At 67.4% G+C, this 18,157-nt stretch carries 15 protein-coding genes and 1 pseudogene; 7 read left to right on the top strand and 9 right to left on the bottom strand.

Annotated elements, in window-relative coordinates:
• Positions 1–46 precede the first annotated feature (46 nt).
• Positions 47–511 (bottom strand): MarR family winged helix-turn-helix transcriptional regulator, encoded by a 465-nt coding sequence (locus HMPREF9062_RS10365; protein WP_009750088.1) that lies wholly within the window; start codon positions 509–511, stop codon positions 47–49.
• A 35-nt stretch (positions 512–546) separates the two neighbouring features.
• Complete coding sequence (locus HMPREF9062_RS10360) at positions 547–1,542, bottom strand: NADP-dependent oxidoreductase (RefSeq protein ID WP_009750087.1); 996 nt, start codon at positions 1,540–1,542, stop codon at positions 547–549.
• 289 nt (positions 1,543–1,831) lie between these two features.
• Here HMPREF9062_RS10360 and HMPREF9062_RS13865 point away from each other — a divergent pair.
• Positions 1,832–2,227 (top strand): annotated as a pseudogene (locus HMPREF9062_RS13865) (NAD(P)H-binding protein); the annotation flags it as partial.
• A gap of 41 nt (positions 2,228–2,268) precedes the next feature.
• On the opposite strand, the gene HMPREF9062_RS13685 reads toward HMPREF9062_RS13865, so the two are convergent.
• From HMPREF9062_RS13685 to HMPREF9062_RS10340, 3 genes are all read right to left on the bottom strand, one after another.
• The gene (locus HMPREF9062_RS13685) at positions 2,269–2,517 is read right to left on the bottom strand and encodes a hypothetical protein (protein ID WP_253270701.1); all 249 of its coding nucleotides are present in this window, start codon (positions 2,515–2,517) and stop codon (positions 2,269–2,271) included.
• A gap of 519 nt (positions 2,518–3,036) precedes the next feature.
• The gene (locus HMPREF9062_RS10345) at positions 3,037–3,504 is read right to left on the bottom strand and encodes a MarR family winged helix-turn-helix transcriptional regulator (RefSeq protein WP_009750084.1); all 468 of its coding nucleotides are present in this window, start codon (positions 3,502–3,504) and stop codon (positions 3,037–3,039) included.
• Positions 3,485–4,120, bottom strand: coding sequence for a DJ-1/PfpI family protein (locus HMPREF9062_RS10340; protein ID WP_009750083.1), 636 nt, complete (start codon positions 4,118–4,120; stop codon positions 3,485–3,487). The genes HMPREF9062_RS10345 and HMPREF9062_RS10340 overlap by 20 nt, the downstream gene beginning before the upstream one ends.
• Positions 4,121–4,254: 134 nt before the next feature.
• Between HMPREF9062_RS10340 and HMPREF9062_RS10335 the strand changes: the two genes are divergently transcribed.
• Positions 4,255–7,182 (top strand): ATP-dependent helicase, encoded by a 2,928-nt coding sequence (locus HMPREF9062_RS10335; RefSeq protein ID WP_009750082.1) that lies wholly within the window; start codon positions 4,255–4,257, stop codon positions 7,180–7,182.
• Between the two features lie 136 nt (positions 7,183–7,318).
• Entirely contained in the window at positions 7,319–8,248 is a 930-nt protein-coding gene (locus HMPREF9062_RS10330) for a CPBP family intramembrane glutamic endopeptidase (protein ID WP_009750081.1), read from the top strand.
• Here the strand turns inward: HMPREF9062_RS10330 and HMPREF9062_RS10325 are convergent.
• Complete coding sequence (locus HMPREF9062_RS10325) at positions 8,243–8,962, bottom strand: nitroreductase (protein ID WP_034254182.1); 720 nt, start codon at positions 8,960–8,962, stop codon at positions 8,243–8,245. The two genes, HMPREF9062_RS10330 and HMPREF9062_RS10325, sit on opposite strands and share 6 nt — an antisense overlap.
• 114 nt (positions 8,963–9,076) lie before the next feature.
• Positions 9,077–9,703 carry a sugar O-acetyltransferase gene (locus HMPREF9062_RS10320; RefSeq protein ID WP_009750079.1) on the bottom strand — a complete coding sequence of 209 codons (627 nt, stop codon included), beginning with the start codon at positions 9,701–9,703 and terminating at the stop codon, positions 9,077–9,079.
• Between the two features lie 427 nt (positions 9,704–10,130).
• Here HMPREF9062_RS10320 and HMPREF9062_RS10315 point away from each other — a divergent pair, with 427 nt between their 5' ends.
• The 4 genes from HMPREF9062_RS10315 to HMPREF9062_RS10300 all read left to right on the top strand — a co-directional run bounded on the left by HMPREF9062_RS10315 (position 10,131) and on the right by HMPREF9062_RS10300 (position 14,683).
• The gene (locus HMPREF9062_RS10315; RefSeq protein ID WP_009750077.1) at positions 10,131–11,426 is read left to right on the top strand and encodes an ABC transporter substrate-binding protein; all 1,296 of its coding nucleotides are present in this window, start codon (positions 10,131–10,133) and stop codon (positions 11,424–11,426) included.
• A 146-nt stretch (positions 11,427–11,572) separates the two neighbouring features.
• The gene (locus HMPREF9062_RS10310; protein WP_009750076.1) at positions 11,573–12,646 is read left to right on the top strand and encodes a carbohydrate ABC transporter permease; all 1,074 of its coding nucleotides are present in this window, start codon (positions 11,573–11,575) and stop codon (positions 12,644–12,646) included.
• Entirely contained in the window at positions 12,643–13,563 is a 921-nt protein-coding gene (locus HMPREF9062_RS10305) for a carbohydrate ABC transporter permease (protein WP_009750075.1), read from the top strand. Before HMPREF9062_RS10310 ends, HMPREF9062_RS10305 begins: the two co-directional genes overlap by 4 nt.
• A gap of 103 nt (positions 13,564–13,666) precedes the next feature.
• Positions 13,667–14,683, top strand: coding sequence for a LacI family DNA-binding transcriptional regulator (locus tag HMPREF9062_RS10300; RefSeq protein WP_009750074.1), 1,017 nt, complete (start codon positions 13,667–13,669; stop codon positions 14,681–14,683).
• Here the strand turns inward: HMPREF9062_RS10300 and HMPREF9062_RS10295 are convergent.
• Entirely contained in the window at positions 14,673–15,545 is an 873-nt protein-coding gene (locus HMPREF9062_RS10295) for an SDR family oxidoreductase (RefSeq protein WP_009750073.1), read from the bottom strand. The genes HMPREF9062_RS10300 and HMPREF9062_RS10295 overlap by 11 nt on opposite strands.
• The gene (locus HMPREF9062_RS10290) at positions 15,542–18,106 is read right to left on the bottom strand and encodes a glycoside hydrolase family 31 protein (protein ID WP_009750072.1); all 2,565 of its coding nucleotides are present in this window, start codon (positions 18,104–18,106) and stop codon (positions 15,542–15,544) included. The genes HMPREF9062_RS10295 and HMPREF9062_RS10290 overlap by 4 nt, the downstream gene beginning before the upstream one ends.
• Between the last annotated feature and the right edge of the window lie 51 nt (positions 18,107–18,157).

Genomic DNA, 18,157 nt, shown 5'->3' with positions numbered 1-18,157 from the left:
AGCCCCAAGCGGGTTAACGGTGTCTATACGCCCTATGCCGTAGTTGTTATGGCTCCTGGGTGTTGTCTCTGGAAAGCGGGTCCGCCGACTCGTGGATCACCGTGGTGGCGTCCTCCAGGAACTCAATGAGCTGATCGACCTGGCTGCCCGGCCAGTTCTCGACCAGGGCGGTCAGTCTCCGGTTGGCGGGCAGGAATATCTCGGCGAGACGATCAACGCTTGTGGCGTGGATGGTGAAGGAACGCAGATCCGTCTCGCTGGGGCGACGCTCAACCCAGCCATCGCGGACGAGTCGCCGCAGTACACTCGTCATCGTTGTCGTACCCATCCGGGTTCGGCGGGCGAGAGAGGTGGGGGTCTGCGGACCGTCGCGGTGCAGGACGTCGAGCACAGCCAGATCGCTGTCATTGAGTCCTGTTCGCGCCGCAACAGCGCGGTTGCTGGCGGCCAGCTCGCTGTTCAAGGCGCGCAGCGCCCGGATGAGACGTTGATCGTGAATCCGTCTGCTCAAGCGATCCTCCTGATCGGGATGAACGTGGACGAGTGTCAGGATAGGTCGACGACGAGCTTGCCACGGACGTGCCCCGTCATCAGGTCGGTGTAGGCAGCGCGAACCTGCTCAACCGTGAAAGAGTAAGTATGAGCGATCTCGACCGTGATGACATCGTCCGCCACCAGCTGCGCCACCTCCTCGAGGTCGCCGCGTCCACTGCTGTGTCGTGAGCCGGTGAACTGCGCGCCTTTGAGTATCGCCGCGGGCGAGGGAACCAGGGTGCCGATGGAACGCCTGGGCAGACCGAGCTCACGCCCCAGCGTCACATAGTCATGCCCGTAGCAGTCCAGGAGCTTGGTGACAGGCGACGGAGCCGCTTCACGAACTCGGCGTGTCAGGTCCGCGCCGTAGGGGACTGGAATGGTGCCCAAAGAGCGGAGGTAGGCGATATTGCGAGCGCCGGCGATTCCAATGACGGTGGCCCCTCGGCTCAATGCGAGCTGAGCGGCAATCGAGCCCACACCGCCTGCGGCGGCACTGATGACGATGACGTCGCCGCCGTGCAGGTTCAGCTGCCTGAACGCGCCGTACGCGGTTTGCGAGGCAACACCCAGGCAGGCCGCCTGCGTGAACGACATCGAGGTCGGCTTCTTGATGACGTCGTCGGCGGGTGCCACCAGCTCGGTGGTGAGTGCTCCGCGGGTGTCGGCCTGGCCGGGTGCGCTTCGCAAGGTACCCAGCACGGCGTCGCCCACGGCGAGGTCCGTGACGCCCGCGCCGACTGCGTCGATGACTCCCGCGAAGTCTCGGGCCACTCCTCTGGGGAAGTGGGCGGATGATCTCTCGAACCAGCGTCGAGGATGAATGAGGCGCTGGATCCGTTCAACCGGTCGCAGGTCGCCTTTGAAAGTCTTGAAGTCGGCGGGATTGAGTCCGACGGCGTGCACCGCGATGCGTACTTCTCCGTCGCCGAGTGCCTGCGCCGGGCGCTCGACCTCCCCCAGGACCTCTGGTCCGCCGAATCTTGTGTACTCGATCGCTCGACTCACGGAAGCCTCCTCGGACTCGTCCAACGGCGTGACAGCCGCGCGTATGCGGAACTATAACGTGAAACGAATAATACGAAATTCGTAATAGTTTGAGCAAGGGGTCGCCCCGATGAGATCCTGGGAAGTGGCTGGGAGAAACGCCGGAGTGCATGGCCCTGGTAGGGCCTAGCAGACGGGAGCGCCGGCAGGCACGATCGATGATCGACCGAGTGCCGCTTTCTGGTGCGGCTCCGGTTGCCGCCAGGAGAGCGGCGATGAGCTCACTTCACTACCGCAACGGAGGCTGTCCATGTCCACTGTTCTCGTCATCGGATCCACTGGCCAGGTCGGTCGCGTCGTCGTCGAGGAGGCGCTCAGTTGCGGCTTCGCCGTTCGCGCCCAGAGCCGTAACGCGGCGCGCGCCCAACGCTCACTGCCGGGCGGCGTCGAGGTCGTCGAAGCCTCGCCCTCCTCCGCCGACGACCTGCGCTCCGTCGTGGCCGGCGTCGACGCGGTGGTCCTCACCCACGGCGGCGACATGGACGGCGAGGGTGAAAGCAGTTTCTACGCCGCCATCCCCGCGCTCCTGGACGCCCTGGGTGATAACAACGCGCACATCAGCCTCATGACCGCGATGAACGCCAGCCACTCGGCGGGCCCGAGCTCCTACGGCTTCGTCGAGTGGAAGCGCCGCGCCGAGCGCCTGGTGCGCGCCTCGGGTCACCCCTACACCATCGTGCGCCCCGACTACCAGGGCCCCGGCGACCGGCGCTCGACCTGCGTCAGGGCGACCTCATCACCGGCCGGCCCGGCGTCGACCGCCACCACATCGCCCAGGTCCTCCTGGAGGGCATCACCAATCCCTCCGGCGCCCGCCGCACCGTGGAGGTCTTCAGCGCCTCCGGCGCGCCGGTGGCCGACTTCGAGGCGCTCTTCGCCGCCACCCGCGCCGATGAGCCCGGCGCCCTCGACGGCGTCACCGTCCTCAACTGCCACCCGTTGCTCATCGGACGCGGGGTCTGGATCGAGGTGGGAACCTCCACCATGCCCGGCGTCAGTGTTGGGCAGGAGCAGGACGGGAAGGACGTCGTCGTGGACCACTCGATTCGCTACAGTGACACTCCGGTGACACTCCGGTGCTGGTGGACGGCGCCTGGCTCATCAGCCGCTGCGAGCAGCACTTCGTCATCACCGAGACCCGGCCGCTCTGATTCTCCCGCTCTTTCGTTGTGGGGGCTGCGCAAGGACTAGCGTTTTGGTGAGCAGCTTCCTTCACGGAGTCCGTCTGCTGCGGTGGCTGGTACGGGAAACCCAGAACCATCCGGACAATGTCCGAATCTGCCACGAAACCCCTGACCGGGTGTATATCAGCAAAGAGAAACCGCACGATTCTGCGGTTCTCGAGGTCGAGGTAAGAGGTACTGGAGCCCCTTTGCGGCAGATTTGGACACACGTAGCTCCTCGGCGCCCGAGGAGCGCCTGGTGCGGGTAGGGGCAGACTGCTGCCTGCCACCGCTACGACGCCGCTCCGGCGGCCTGCCGGTAGCAGCGCGATGCGTCAGTGAGCCTGCTGATCAGCGTCCCCAGGATCTTCAGGTCCTTCTCCCCGATCTCCTGCCCGACGGTGTTGGCCCAGGCGTGCTGCTCCTTGGCCAGAGCAGCAACCGCCTGACGGCCCTTAGGCGTCAGGACGAGCAAGTTCTGTCCGCGACGCCCGGGATTGGGCTGCCAGTGCGCCCAGTCCTGTGCGACGACGTCGTTGGCGACCCGTTGCACGCTCTGACGGGTCAGCCCCACTCGGCGCGCGATCTCGGCGACTGGCAGCGACTCGTCCAGGACAGCGCCCAGCACTTGCCACCGGGCCGGGGTGAGCTCATGAAGCGCTGTGATGGTCGCTGCCGCCTCAAGAATCTCCCCGTTGAGCGTGAAGATGGGAAGAACCAGGGCCGTCAGGGCATCTCCCTCAGGCGTTCTGCCAGGCACTGGTCGCCTCCATCAGGGCTGCGTAGCTCTTCTCGTCGCCGCTCAGGAACAGCCTTTCCCAGGAGTCGGCCATTGAGTCGGGTACCAGTCCGGTGATTCGCATGACCTCGGCGGTGAAGGGGACGGCGTGGATGCCCGAGGCCGTCGTGATGCCCCGGTCGGTCACCACCGGCTCCTCCACGTAGTGCCCGCCACCGAGGTAGCCGCTGGCCTCAAGGTACGAGGCGGCATTCGAGGTGTGTCGGCGATCGTCCAAGAGGCCGGCGCGGGCCAGCAGGAGAGTGGCGCCGCAGATCCCCGCCACCGGAATCGCCTCGGCCACGAGGCGGCCGACCGTCTCAATGAGTCGTTCGTGCCCGGCGGCGTAGTGGTCGCCACCGGGTATCACCAGGGCGGCGAGCGAGCCATCGCCGGTCAGCGCATCCAGGGCGTCGAGGTCGGCCTCCGGCGTGAGCGGCAGGTTCCCGAGCGTGCGGACGGGTTCCACCCCGTCGCCCACGAGCAGCAGCCGGAAACGTCCAGGCTTGAGCTGCTCCGCACCGGCGATCTGGGTGGTGAGGTAGGCGTACTCCCAGTCCGCCATGGTCTCGGTCGCGTAGAGAGCGATGGTGCGCACTTCCGGCTTCTTCCTGTTCAGTGTCCTCGATCCGTTGACAGTACCCTGTCAATCTTGACAGGGTACTGTCAAGACCGGGATGGAGTTGGTGGGTGCGGACGGCATCGCTGGCCTGGCCTAGGCTTGGCCCCACGATGAACGCGATGAACTCTCTCTTCGGTGCTCTGCCCATGCCCGGCCGGAACGGGGCCGTCTTCCCGCCTCCGCCCGAGGCGGCGCTGCCGGCGCTGGCCCCCGCCGAGGGCTGGGACGAGCCTTGGGACGATGCCGAGCCGCCCGCTGAGGACGAGGACGACGATCCCGACGTCTACGTCCCCACCGCAGTCGAGCAGGCCGAGGCCGACGCCTGGGAGAATCGGCAGCACGAGACCGCCGCACTCGTCGCCCGCGCCCAAGCCGCTGCCGCGGCCGCCCGCGCCCGCGACGGCGGGCCGGACGATGCGACCTCGTCCCGCAGCACAGGTGCGGCCGCCCGGGGCGTCGCCGACCCGGCCGAGCTCCTCACCGGCCTCAACCCCGCCCAGGAGCGGGCCGTCACGCACGCCGGTTCGCCCCTGCTCGTCATCGCCGGCGCCGGGTCCGGCAAGACCCGGGTGCTCACCCACCGCATCGCCCACCTGCTCGCCACCGGCCGAGCCCGCCCCGGTGAGATCCTGGCGATCACCTTCACCAACAAGGCCGCCGCCGAGATGCGCGAGCGCGTCACGGCCCTGGTTGGGCCGGTCGGCCAGCGCATGTGGGTCTCCACCTTCCATTCCGCCTGCGTGCGCATCCTGCGCCGAGAGCATGACGCCGCCGGTCTGCGCTCCACATTCTCCATCTACGACTCCGCCGACTCCACCCGCCTCATCACGCTCATCGTGCGCGAGCTCGGCATCGACTCCAAACGATTCACCCCCAAGACCTTCGCCCACCGCATCTCGGACTTGAAGAACGAGCTCGTCACCCCCGCGCAGTACGCGAAGGAGGCTGTGACTTCCAACCCCCTCGAACGCCACCTCGTCGAGGTCTACCGCGCCTACGCCGCCCGGCTGGATGCCGCCAACGCCCTCGACTTCGACGACCTCATCATGCGCACCGTGTCCCTGCTCCAGAACCGGCCCGCCGTCGCCGAGATGTACCGGCGTCGCTTCCGCCACGTGCTCGTCGACGAGTACCAGGACACCAACCACGCCCAGTACGTCCTCGTGCGCGAGCTCATCGGCGGCCCGGGCACCTCCGGGGCGGGCTCGGCCCCGCCGCCCGGGGAGCTGACCGTCGTCGGCGACTCCGATCAGTCCATCTACGCCTTCCGCGGCGCCACCATACGCAACATCGAGGAGTTCGAGCAGGATTACCCGGCCGCCCGCACCATCCTGCTGGAGCAGAACTACCGTTCCACCCAGAACATCCTGTCGGCCGCCAACGCCGTCATCTCCCGCAACCCCGGGCGACGAGAGAAGAACCTGTGGACCGACTCCGGCGACGGGCCCAAGGTCGTCGGCTACGTCGCCGACTCCGAGCACGACGAGGCCCGCTGGATCTCCTCCGAGATCGACCGGCTCGCCGACACCGAGGGCGTGCGGCCCCGCGACGTCGCCGTCTTCTACCGTACCAATGCACAGTCGCGCGCCTTGGAGGAGGCCTTCGTCCGCTCCGGCCAGCCCTACAAGGTCGTCGGCGGGACCCGCTTCTACGAGCGCAGAGAGATCAAGGACGCCATCGCCTACCTGCGCGCTGTTGACAACCCCGACGACGACGTCAACCTACGCCGCATCCTCAACGTGCCCAAGCGCGGCCTGGGGGAGAAGGCCGAGGCCGTCCTGGCTGAGCACGCCGCCCGCCACGGCGTCTCCTTCGGGACCGCCGTTGCCGACGCAGCCGGGGAGCCGCGGCCGGCCAGCAGCGGCGCCGAAGCCGGCGACCTGGAGGCGCCCGGCGTCGAACCGCCCGCCGTCGAGGGACTGACCGCGCGCGCCCGCACGCAAGTGACCCGTTTCCACGAGCTGCTCACCGGCCTGCGCGGCCAGCTCGCCGCGGACGACGGTGTCGCCGACGTCCTCGACTCCGCCCTGGACACCTCCGGCTATCTCGCCGAGCTGCGCGCCTCCGACGATCCGCAGGACGCCACGCGTGTGGAGAATCTCGCCGAGCTGCACTCGGTCGCCTCCGAGTTCCAGGCCGCCAACCCCGACGGCACCCTGGCCGACTTCCTTGAGCGGGTGAGCCTGGTGGCCGACTCCGACCAGCTGCCCGCCTCCGCCGACCTCGCCGCCATGACCGAGGCCGAGCGGCAGGCGGCGGCCGCCGCCGAGGAGGCCGGGCAGGTCACCCTCATGACCGTCCACACCGCCAAGGGTCTGGAATTCCCGGTCGTCTTCGTCACGGGTCTGGAGGACGGCACCTTCCCGCACGCCCGCGCCCTGGCCGAGGAGACCGAGCTCGCCGAGGAGCGTCGTCTGGCCTACGTGGCCCTCACCCGCGCCCGCAGGCGCCTCTGCCTCACCCGCGCCGCCGTCCGCTCGGCGTGGGGCGCCGCCAACGCCATGCCCGCCTCCCGGTTCCTCGATGACATTCCCGCCGAGATCATGGACTGGAAGCGGATCGCCTCCTCCATGGACGCACTGCGGGGCGGGAGCGCCGGCTGGGGCGACGGAGGCTTCGGCTCGGGACGCGGATCCCGTGGCGGACGCCGGGCCGGGACGGGAACGGCCGGCGGCTCGGACGATGACGACTTCGGCCCCGCCATCGGCTCCGGGCGGCGCGGCGCGCGGACCGGGAGGCTCGGCCGGGTCGAGACACCCAAGGACCGCGCCGAGGCCCGACGCGCCAAACGGCTCGCAGCCCGGGGTAAGCCGGTCAGGCTCGACGGCGGCGAATGTGACGCCGCCCAGGCCCTGCCGGAGGCTGTGGCCGGGCTCAGGGCGGGAGACCGAGTGCGACACACCTCCTACGGCGAGGGCACCGTCGTCGGTTTGGAGGGGTCGGGGCGGTCCACGGTGGCGCGCGTCGAGTTCGTCGTCGACGGCGCCGCCGTCACCAAGCGCCTCGTCCTGCGCCTGGCCCCGCTGACCAAGATCTGAGGGGCGGGGCCGGCGGTTGCGGCGGATCGGGCTGACGGGCCCCGCCAATGCCGCGCGTGCACGCCGGGGTGGTGACACCGTCTCCGACTCCTGGTGATGGCACCGCGGAAGAGAAGGGGCGAGAGTATATGGTGTCATGAGCACCATGACACAGGTCCCTTACGCGCCCGACTCATCGACGATCCCGGACTCGGGCGGGCGCCGCCTCTGGATTCAGGCGATCGCTGGTGTTCTGCTGTTCCTCCTCATCCAGATCATCGTCTACGGCGTCCGGCCCGCTCTGCAGCCGACAGTCGGGCACGCGCTGCCGGGGCCGGCCGCCGCTGTAGCCGTCGTGCTCGCGGAATGCGCGGTCTGCGTCGTCATGACCGTGTGGGGCTACCGGCTCCTCATCCGCTGGACCGCCCGCCGCCGGGCGTTCGAGATGAGCGGGCCCGATGCGCTGCACGAGCTGGCGGTCGGGATGGGGCTGGGCACCGGTCTCATGTGCGCTGTCTTCGGGATTCTCGCCCTGGTGGGCGCCTACCGCATCAGCCGGGTCGGCTGGTCGGAGGGCATTCTCGTCGGCGCCGAAGCCGGCGTCCTAGGTGGTTTCACGGAGGAGATGCTCATGCGCGGAGTCGCGTTGCGGCTCATTGAGACGCGACTGGGCAGTCTGTGGGCGCTGACGCTGACCTCTTTCATCTTCGGCCTCCTGCACCTGTTCAATCCTGAGGCGAGCCTGTACGACTGCCTCGCCATCGTCCTGGAGGCCGGGCTGCTGCTGGGCGCCTGCTACCTGCTCACCCGTCGCCTGTGGTTGAGCATCGGAGTGCACTCGGCGTGGAACTTCGTCCAAGGCGGCATCTTCGGCTCCGACATCTCCGGCACGGGCTCGGGCAGAGGTCTGTTCGAGGCGGCCTTCTCCGGCCCGGACTGGCTCACCGGCGGGGACATGGGCGTGGAGGGGTCGGTCGTGACCGTTGTCGTGTGCACCGTAGCCGGAGTGGTGGTGCTCCTCACGGCTCGACGCCGAGGCATGCTCGTGCCGCCGCGCAGTCGGCGCACCGTCGTAGCCGGCTCATGAGCGAGGCGCCGCCAGGCGCACCGGCCGCCGCTCGGCCCGAAAGTCGTTAACCGGTTCCCCGGAGGCGTATCCCAGAGCGAAACCCGTGATGAGCCGGTAGTCGTCCGGAATCTCGAACTCGGCATCGAGTGGGCCGCGCCAGGCGGCGAGGATCCCGAGCGGGCACGAGTCGACGCCGTGAGCCTTGGCCGACAGGAACAGCGTCTGGAGCATGATTCCGGCGTCGAGAGCGGCGAAGGGCATGAGCCCCTTGTGGATGAGGACGAAGCCCATGACGGGCGCGCCGAAGGCCTCGCAGTTGCGACGGTTAGCCGCGTCCCGGGCCTCGTGGTCCTCGCGCGCGATCCCCAGGTGGTCGTACAGGCCTTTGGCCACCGCGACCTGGTGGGGTTTGAGGTCGGACGGGTAGGGCGCCCACACCTTGTAGTCACCGTCGGGGAGGTTGCCGGTCAGCACCAGCCTGGCCATCGCGCCGCGCTCCCTGTGTTGGACGCTGAGCGTCTTGTCGAACTCGGCGACGTAGGCCCCGCGCAGCCGGTCGGCACGCTCCTCGGTGGCCAGGGCCAGCATGAAGGGGCGGGTGTTGGACCAGCTCGGTGCCTGCCGGGCGTCGTCCAGGATCGCGTCAAGCAGCTCATCGGGCACCGGGTCAGGCAGGAAGTCTCTCACCGAGTGCCGGGAGGCGGCCAGGTCTGAGAAGGATTCGGTAGTCATGGTGATCGTGTCGGCCTCGAGGGGATTCGTGGGGAACTGTGCTGATTCCGGTGCGGATGGTAAGCGAGAGCGCACCGGATGACCACCGCCCCTGCGCTGTGCGTCAGCTGTGTCTCAATGGCGGGGGCCGAATGTCGACTCGTCCAGCGCGCGGATTGCACGCGCCGGGCTTCCCACGGCGAGCGAATCCGCCGGAATGTCCCTGGTGACCACCGATCCCGCTCCGATGACGGACCTATCGCCGATCGTCACACCCGGACACACGATGACGCCTCCGCCCAGCCACACGTTGTCGCCGAGCGTGATCGGGTCGGCGCTCTCCAGACCGACCTCCCGTGGTGTCGGCTCCAAAGGGTGGATGGGGGTGAGCAGCTGGACGTTCGGACCGATCTGGCAGTGCGCTCCGATGATGATGGTGGCAACGTCCAGGGCCGTGAGCCCGTAATTGGCGAACGTGCCCTCGCCGACGATGATGTTGTCCCCGTAGTCCACGCGTACCGGTGGCAGCAGGCAGGCGCTGGGCGCCAGGCGGGGCAGGGCCGAGCGCAAGTGATCCTGCGCGTCGGGCTCGCCCATGGCGAAGGCGCGCTCGTAGAGATGGAGCTCGCGGCGCGCATGCGCGGCGATCCGGGCATTGTCCGGGTCATCGGAGACGTACCAGTCGCCGGCGAGCATGCGCTCGCGGTTGGTGCGCGCGTCCCCGGCGAAGTAGGGCTGGGCGGAGGCGAAGGGGGTGTCCATGGAGGTCTCCCGTCTCACGGGTTCTATCACGGAGCCGAGCCTACCGGCGGGTCTGGGGGCGGATGTGATCGCGGCCAGTTCCTCCACGAGTTGCCCGAGGCCGGCGAAGCATACTGGATGACGATGACGAGGACTCCCCGGTGGAGGAGCATGCCGATACCGCGCTGGAGGACGAACATGCCCACGTCGACCACCATGCCCGAGCTGTCGGGGACGAGCAATAGACCAGGCGGCACCGACAAGGTCGGTCGAAGACGAAGATAACGAATTGATAACGGTCTGGGCGTTCGGGTGCCGTCTCGGGCGAGGCGGGCCTACTGTTGCATTCGCCCCTGTCGTCGACGCGCGTCGATGACGAGTCTCCCGACGGCGTTCCCGCCGTACCTGTTCATGACATTTTCATGATGTTTCAAGGAGGAAACTACAGATGACTACCTCGCTTCCACGGCGTCGGTTCATCCAAGGCTCGGCCCTCGTTGCGGCTCTCGGGGCTGCGGCGTCCTGCTCCAAGAGCGACTCCGGTCAGGGCGGCGGCGCGACTGCCGACTTCTCCGGTACGGGGCCGATCACCTGGGTTCAGGGCAAGGACTTCTCCTCGGGCATGGTGCAGGCGCACATCGATGAATGGAACAGTGAGAACCCGGACGAGCAGGTCACCCTCGTCGAGCTCTCCTCCGAGGCGGACCAGCAGCGTCAGTCTCTGATCAACAACGCCCAGACCCAATCGGATGCCTACGACGTCATTTCCGTGGACGTCGTGTGGGTCGCCGAGTTCGCTGCCAACCAGTGGATCCTCGAGCTGCCCATGGACGAGCTCAAGAACGACGACATCATTCAGCCGGTCTGGGATGCCGGTTGCTACATGGATAAGCTCTACGCCATGCCCTATGCGACCGATGCCCCGCTCATGTACTACCGCAAGGATTTCTTGACGGAGGCGGGAGTAGAGGTCCCCACCACCTGGGACGAGATCAAGTCCGCGGTCGATGCGGTGCGTCAGGTTTCCGGGCACGAGGAGATCGGTGGCTTCGGCGGTCAGTTCGCCAAGTACGAGGGTCTGACTTGCTGCTCCAGCGAGTTCATCCACACCGCTGGCGGTGACTTCTTCGATGATCAGAACCAGGTCGTCGTCAATTCGCCCGAGTCCATCGAGGGCTTGCAGAACATCATGGATGGATTCAAGAACGGTTACATTCCCCAGGCCGCCCTGGAATGGAAGGAGGAGGACGGCCGTAATGCCTTCGAGAAGGGTGATGTGCTCTTCTACCGTCAGTGGCCCTACCAGTACGCCAACAACCTTGAGAACCTCGGCGATGACAAGTTCGGCGTGGCTGCTCTGCCGAGCCTCAACGGTAAGACCTTCATATCCGCTCTGGGTGGTCACTACTGCGGCGTCTCTGCCTTCTCGAAGAACAAGGAAACCGCTTTGAAGTTCATCAAGTGGTGGACCGCTAAGGAGTCCGAGCTGTACATGCTCGACAAGCAGTCGAACGCGCCCATCCTCGGCTCCCTCTATGAAGACGCCGATATGCTTCAGAAGTATCCGTATCTGCCGACTCTGCGTTCCTCTCTCGACGCGGCCCGGGCTCGTCCCAAGGCCGTCGCCTACGGAGACGTGACCGCGGCGATTCAGGACGCCTTCTTCCCTGCGATCCAGCAGCAGACCACGGCCGAGGATGCGATTAGCGGCCTGGAGAACAAGCTGAAGGAGCTGTCCGACTGATCCCCCGGCGAGGCCCCGCTCTCTGAGGATTTTGAGACCTCTGAGTAGTTCGACGGGGTGGGGCCTCGGTTCGCGGCCGTTCCCGTCGACCCGGCCGTGAACTGACTATTTCGTCACTGCAGGCCCGCTCTAAGTGAGGGACATCCATGAGCACAGCAGAAGAATCAGAACCTTCATTGAAGACCGTCTCATCGAAGACCGTCAACCGCAGGTCGAGGTCCAGCCGGGCGCAGTCGCGCCTCGCCTGGATGCTTCTGACGCCTACGATCGTAGTCCTGACGATCGTCATTATTATTCCCGTCCTCCAGTCCCTCCAGCAGTCGCTTTACGGCAAGGCGGGACTGGACAAGACGACCGGGTTCGTCTCCAAGGTTGCCCCCTTCGTCGGCCTGAAGAATTACACCGATATTTTCACTTCCGCGGGCGAGCGCTTCTGGATCGCCGCCTGGAATACGACGCTCTTCAGCGTGGTCACCGTCGTCCTGGAGACGGCCCTGGGCGTCGCCATGGCGATCATCATGCACAAGGCGATGCGCGGGCGCGGCTTCGTGCGCGCCGCCATCCTGGTTCCCTGGGCTATTCCCACCGCTGTCTCAGCCATCTTATGGAGCTGGATCTTCAGCCAGGAGGGTGTCGCCAATGCCATCCTCGGTCACCACATCATGTGGGCCTCGGAGAACGTCCCGGCCAAGGCGGCGGTCATTATTGCCGACGTGTGGAAGACCGCCCCTTACATCGGGCTGCTCACCCTCGCCGGGCTCCAGATCATTCCGGATGAGGTGTACGAAGCCGCGAAGATCGACGGTGCGAACGCCTGGAGGCGCTTCACCAGCATCACCCTGCCTCTGGTCAAGCCCGCGCTCGCTGTGGCGGTTCTCTTCCGCGCTCTCGATGCCCTGCGTATGTTCGACCTGCCCTATATCCTCATCGGCGCGCGTAAGGGCTCGGTCGAGACGATCTCCATGTTGGTCCAGGACGAGGCCTACAACGTGAGATACGGATCCGCGGCCGCATACGCTCTCATCCTCTTCCTGTACGTCTTCATCTTCGCCTTCGCCTTCGTCAAGATCACCGGTGCTGACCTCGGAGCGGGAGCGGAGAGAAAGAAAAAGAAGGAGAGAAACGGCAAACTCCCGGTCTCCGTCTTCCTGCCCAGGCGTCATCGTCCGACGGTCGCCGCCGCATCCACATCGTCCTCCGATATCAGGAGTCAGGCATGAGTACTGAAGACGTCTCCGCATCACTCGCTTCTGCATCGTCCTCGGCTGCCCGGGACGCCGCACAGACCGCTATTCGAGGCAACAGGAAGAAGACCCCCTGGGTCGGTATCTGGTCCACCGTCGGCATCGGTTTCATCGTTATCTACTGCCTGGCTCCCTTCTACTGGATGGTCGTCTCCTCCCTGCGGCCGGATGACGAGATATTCGAGAATACCTGGTGGCCGCGTCATCCCACTTTTGATAACTACGGAGCCGTGTTCTCCTCCGGGAACCACTTCGGCCGAGGGCTGATCAACTCCCTGATCGTGTCGGTCGTCGTGACCGTCGTGGCGCTGGTGGTCGCGACCTTCGCCTCCTATGCTTTGGCTCGTCTCGACTTCCGTGGCAAGAGTGCCCTACTGCTCGTAGTGCTGGCCACATCGATGTTCCCGCTCGTGGCGATCATCGTGCCGTTGCTGAAGAATTTCTCAGACTGGGGGTGGACCAACACTTACCAGGCAATGATCATCCCCGATCTGTCCTTCTCGTTGCCGTTGGCCGTATGGAATCTGACCAGTTTCTTCAGGCAGATGCCCCAGGAGCTCGAGCAGTCAGCCATGGTTGACGGTTGCACGCCCGGTCAGGCCTTTCGCAAGATCATTCTTCCGATTGCGGCGCCCGGTATCTTCACCACTGCCATCATCATTTTCATCGGTGCCTGGAACGAATTCCTCGTCGCCGTCACGATGATCATCAATTCCAATATGCAACCCGCGACCGTGATGCTGTCGAAGTTTACCGGGGACTCGCAGTTCAACACTCCGTTCGGTTCGCAAATGGCGGCCGGCGTCATCATGACCCTGCCGTTGGTCATCATGGTGCTGCTCTTCCAACGCCGTATCGTCGCCGGCCTGGCGGCCGGTGGAATCAAGCAGTAACTGGTGATCGCATCTCTTCACCCGGGCGACGGCCGCCGCGATGCTCTCCGTTCATTCCGCATCGAGGCGGCCGCCGCCCGCTTGATCGCGACGAGGAGGGGGTATGGGGGCTACGCGGGCGGATGTCGCTCGTCTCGCTGGAGTTTCGCCATCGACCGTGACCTACGTCCTCACCGGGACGCGATCCACGAGCGTCGGCACCCGCGAGCGGGTGCACCGCGCTATTGAGGAACTCGGGTACCATCCCAACAGCCATGCTTCGATGCTCGCCGCTCGCTCGGCGCGCACTGTGGGCGTGCTGTTCCGACTTCAGCGTCATTCCATCGATGTCAACGACCTAGATTACGTCGACGGGGTGCGTCAACGCATTGAGCCCGAGGGGATCCACGTCGTGGTTCCGCTTTCCGGAGCGAGCACTGCCGGGGACGACTTAGTCCGGCTCGTGCGCTCCAGAACTTTGGACGCCGCAATCCTCATGGACGTCGCCCACGATGATGAGCGCGAGCGGATCCTGACTGAGGAGCATGTGCCCACCGTGCTCATCGGCACCTCAGGCACGTCCGGGACGCCGAGCATCGACGTTGACTTCCGGCAGATGGCGAAGTGCGCCCTGGGACATCTCATGGCACTGGGACATCGGCGGGTCGTCTTCCTCGCTCGACGGATCACCCGGGAGAGGTCCAATGCCTTCCTCGCCCAGAAAAATGCCGTGGAGCGGGCGGCGCGGGTTCTGGACGTGGAGGTGCTGCGCCGCACGGTGGCGGACAGTGTCGTGGCCGGGGCGAGTCTGCTGACCGATAGACGTCTGCCTCGGGGATGCACGGCTGTCGTCTCCAATAATCCGGAGGCCCTCAAAGGGCTTCTGGCGGCCGCCTGGTCGCACGGCGTGGGTGTGCCTGACGACTTCTCAGTGGTTTCCATGGGACAGGCCGTGCCGTATTCGCCGGACGGACGGCTCGCCACGGAAGTCGGCGTGGGGCGAGTACGCATAGGCCGGCGCGCCGGAGAGCTTCTCCTACAGCGGTTGGCGGAGCCTCAGGCCGCCGTCGAGCATCTGATGGTGAGGGCGTCCCTGGCCGACCGGGGATCGGCGGCCGCAGCCGGCGAGCTCAGCGTCTGAAACCGCCCTCAGCGCTGATGACCTGGCCGGTCACCCAGGAGGCGTCATCGGTGAGCAGCCAGCAGATGAGCCGGGCCGGATCCTGTGGCCGGGCCGTGCGACCCGAGGGGAATATGGCGTCGACCGCGCGCAGTGTCGCGGCGTCCATGTAGCCGGTGTCCACCGGGCCGGGGTTGACGGAGTTGAGGCGGATCCCCCGCTCGGCCAGGCCTGCGGCGAGCGAGGGCGTGATCCCGGCCAGGGCCGCCTTGGCGGTGCAGTAGGCGATCTCCTCGGGCATGGGCCCTAGGCCCTGGCCGGAGGTCATGAGCACGACCGATCCCGGCAGGACTGCGTCTTCGCCGCTCTCACGGCTCTCGCCACTCCCACCGCCGGGCTCCGCCTCGTAGCGGCCGGCGGCATGCTCGGCGTAGGCCTGCACGAGCAGCAGCGAGGCCCGCGCGTCCACGGCCCAGTGGTGGTCGAGGTCGGCCGCGGTGATCCGCTCCAGGGCGCCATCGCGACCGGATGACGCCTGGTTGCACACGAGGGCATCGACAGTGCCGAAGGATCGGACCGCGTATTCGATGACGGCCTGCGGCGCCTCAGGGTCGCGGACGTCGGCCTCGATGTCGATGAGCCGTGCTCCGGCCACCAGATGACCTCGTACGGAGTCGAGCGTCGCCCCGACGGAGTCGGCGCCCCAGGGCTGCTCGGCGTCGTGGGGGGAGAAGTGGTGGCACAGCAGTGATGCGCCGAGATCGGCGGCCCGGCAGGCGACGGCGTGCCCGATACCCGCGCGTCGGCTCACCCCGGTGACCACGACGGTGCGACCGGTCAGAGGAAGCCCGGGGCTCGGGGCGGGAGATGGGGCGGAGCTCACGGGGCCTCCTGTCTGTCGGCGCTGGCTCCGGCCGCCTCGGGGGTCTCGGCGACTTCGGTAATGGCCGCCAGGACGTCGTCGGGGAGACCGGCCGCCCGCAGGCCGCCCAGGAGGGCTCCGCCCCTCGCCCCCGAGGCGACGACCCGCCAGGCCGCGTCCTTGGTCTCATAGGCGATCCGGACGGGTTCGAGGATGGAGAGGATCTCGTCGGCCGTGGACGGCGGCTCGGTGCGCACTCCGGCCAGGGAGAGCTCGACGCCGTCGGCGGGGCGCACGGTTCCCAGGGCGATGTCGGTGCCAGCGCCCAGTGCGAAGCCGTCCGCCTCCCGGCGCGCGATAACCGGCTCCCGCTGCGCCCCGCCGGCTCCGCTTGAGTTCGCGCGCAGCCGAGCGCCGCCCGCGGACAGGAGGCGGACCGTGACCTCGCGCTCGGCGGGGACGACGCCGTCGGGCCCCTCCTGCACGATCCTCAGACGGGCCGTGGCGGCCCGCTCGTCCCAGGACAGTGAGAAGCGGGTGCGCACGACGGCGTCCGCTCCCGGCTCGGGGGAGTCGTCGTCCTCCTCCAGGACGAACTCGCCGTCGGCACCCGGCACCACCAGGACTGACAGGCTGCGGGGGTTGTCCCCGGCGGCCTCGCCGATGTCCCCGGCGGTGACGACGACGCTCCCGGCCCGGGCGAGCACCGGGACGCGATCCAGAGGCCGGGACAGGACGAGCGAGCGCCCGTCGTCGGTCAGCGCCTCGTAGCGTCGTCCGGTGGGCAGGTCGAACCAGATGCCCCGAGGCAGCCACGCCCGCTCCTGGGCCAGGGCGCTGACCGGGTCGGCCCTGTGGACGACGGGCACGACGAGCAGGTCCCCGAAGAGGAACTCGGTGCGGTTGAAGTAGGCGCCCGGCGCTTTGGGCGCATCGTGGTAGACGGGGCGTACGGGCGCGATGCTCTCGGTGCGGGCGCGGCGCGCCCAGGTGTACAGGTAGGGCACGAGGCGGTGGCGCAGCCGCAGGTAGGCGCTCATGGTGGCGCGGGCGTCGCGACTGTAGCGCCACGGCTCTTTGGAGTTGAACACCGAGTCCGTCGAGTGGAGGCGGTTGATGGGGGAGAAGCAGCCCAGCTGGACCCAGCGAGCCGCCATCTCGTCGTCGTGATGGCCGAACATGTGCCCGCCGATGTCGTTGGACCACCAGTAGTAGCCGATGTTCGCGGCGGTGGCCGTGAACTCGGGTTGGAAGCGCAGCGAGTCCCAGGTGGTGATGGTGTCCCCGGAGAAGCCGATGGGCGTACGGTGGCTGGAGGCGTCAGCGAAGCGGGAGAAGGTGACGGGGCGACGGCGGTAGTGCTCCGTCCGCCCGTCCGCCCCGGTGCGGGTGCGCCGGCGCCCGGAGTCCAGGTAATGGACGTGGTTGAGCATCCACAGCGGGTCCAGACCCGGGATGTCGGTGTCGCCGCCCTGCTGCCAGTCGAGCCACCAGAAGTCGACGCCCTCATCCTCCAGAGGGTGGTGGACCTCCTCGAGGTAGGCGGCGGTGAAGTCTTTGTCTCCGATGGTGAAGGCGATGGCCTCGCCCGAGGCCGGGTCCCCGCCGAGCCGGCGCATCATCGGTCCGTAAGCGCTCTCATGGCGCCGGACGCCGGCGGCGGGGTGAAGATTGAGCGTGACCTGCATGCCGCGGTCGTGCAGGGCGTCCAGGAAGCGCCGGGGGTCGGGGAAGAGCTCGGGGTCCCAGGTGTAGCCGGTCCACCCGTTGCCGATCGCCGGGTCGATGTCCACCAGGTGCCAGTCCATGTCGAGCACGGCCACGGAGAAGGGGAGGCCCTCGGCCGCGAAGCGGTCCATGAGAGCGAGGTAGGACTCCTCAGTGTAGCGATGGTAGCGGCTCCACCAGTTGCCCAGGAGCGCTCGCGGGATCAGCGGGACGGGGCCGGTCAGGGCGAAGAAGTCGCGCAGAGCCCCCCGGTAGTCCTGTCCGTAGCCGAACAGGTACAGGTCGCGGTCGCCGGTCGAGCCGTCAATAGGGCTCGTGCCCGGGCGCGGCCGGACCCACTGGTCCTCCTGGAGGAGCAGGGACGCGGAGTCGTCGATGACGGCCAGGCCCGTCAGGGAGAGGATGCCGGGGCCCAGACGCGCCCGGCCGTCAATGTCGTCGAGTGTGCGGCAGGTGCCGCCCAGGTTGGTCGGGAACGTCTCGTCGGGATCCCACTCGTCCCCGAACCGCCAGGTCCCGCCGTGCAGGTTGACGACCGCGGTGCGCATGGTCACGCTCAGCCCCGAGCGTGAGAAGCCCCGTGAGGGCTGGTAGGTCAGATGGAGGTGCTCGGTGAGGATCTCGACGCGGTCCTCGCCGCGGCGCACGTTGAAGGCGGGCACCTCCCCCAGGTCGCGGGAGACGACCAGCTGGGTGGCGGCGTCGGTGAACGCGCCGGATGCGGAGCGCTCCATGCGGATGAGCCGATCGGTCAGAACGGTGAAGCGGACGTCGTCGCCCACGCGGACGACGGCCTCCGGCCGGGCGGGGGCCGGGCGGGGCTCCGCCGGGGCGTCGGAGAGAGGGGAGGACATCGATGGCCTTTCATACGAGACGCCGCAAAAGGTTTCGCGGTAAACTAGGGC

Origin of the sequence: Actinomyces sp. oral taxon 448 str. F0400 (assembly GCF_000220835.1) — a bacterium.
GTDB lineage: Bacteria > Actinomycetota > Actinomycetes > Actinomycetales > Actinomycetaceae > Actinomyces.
Note: the sequence above shows the minus strand (reverse complement) of the source record. Positions and strands in the feature narration are given on the sequence as shown.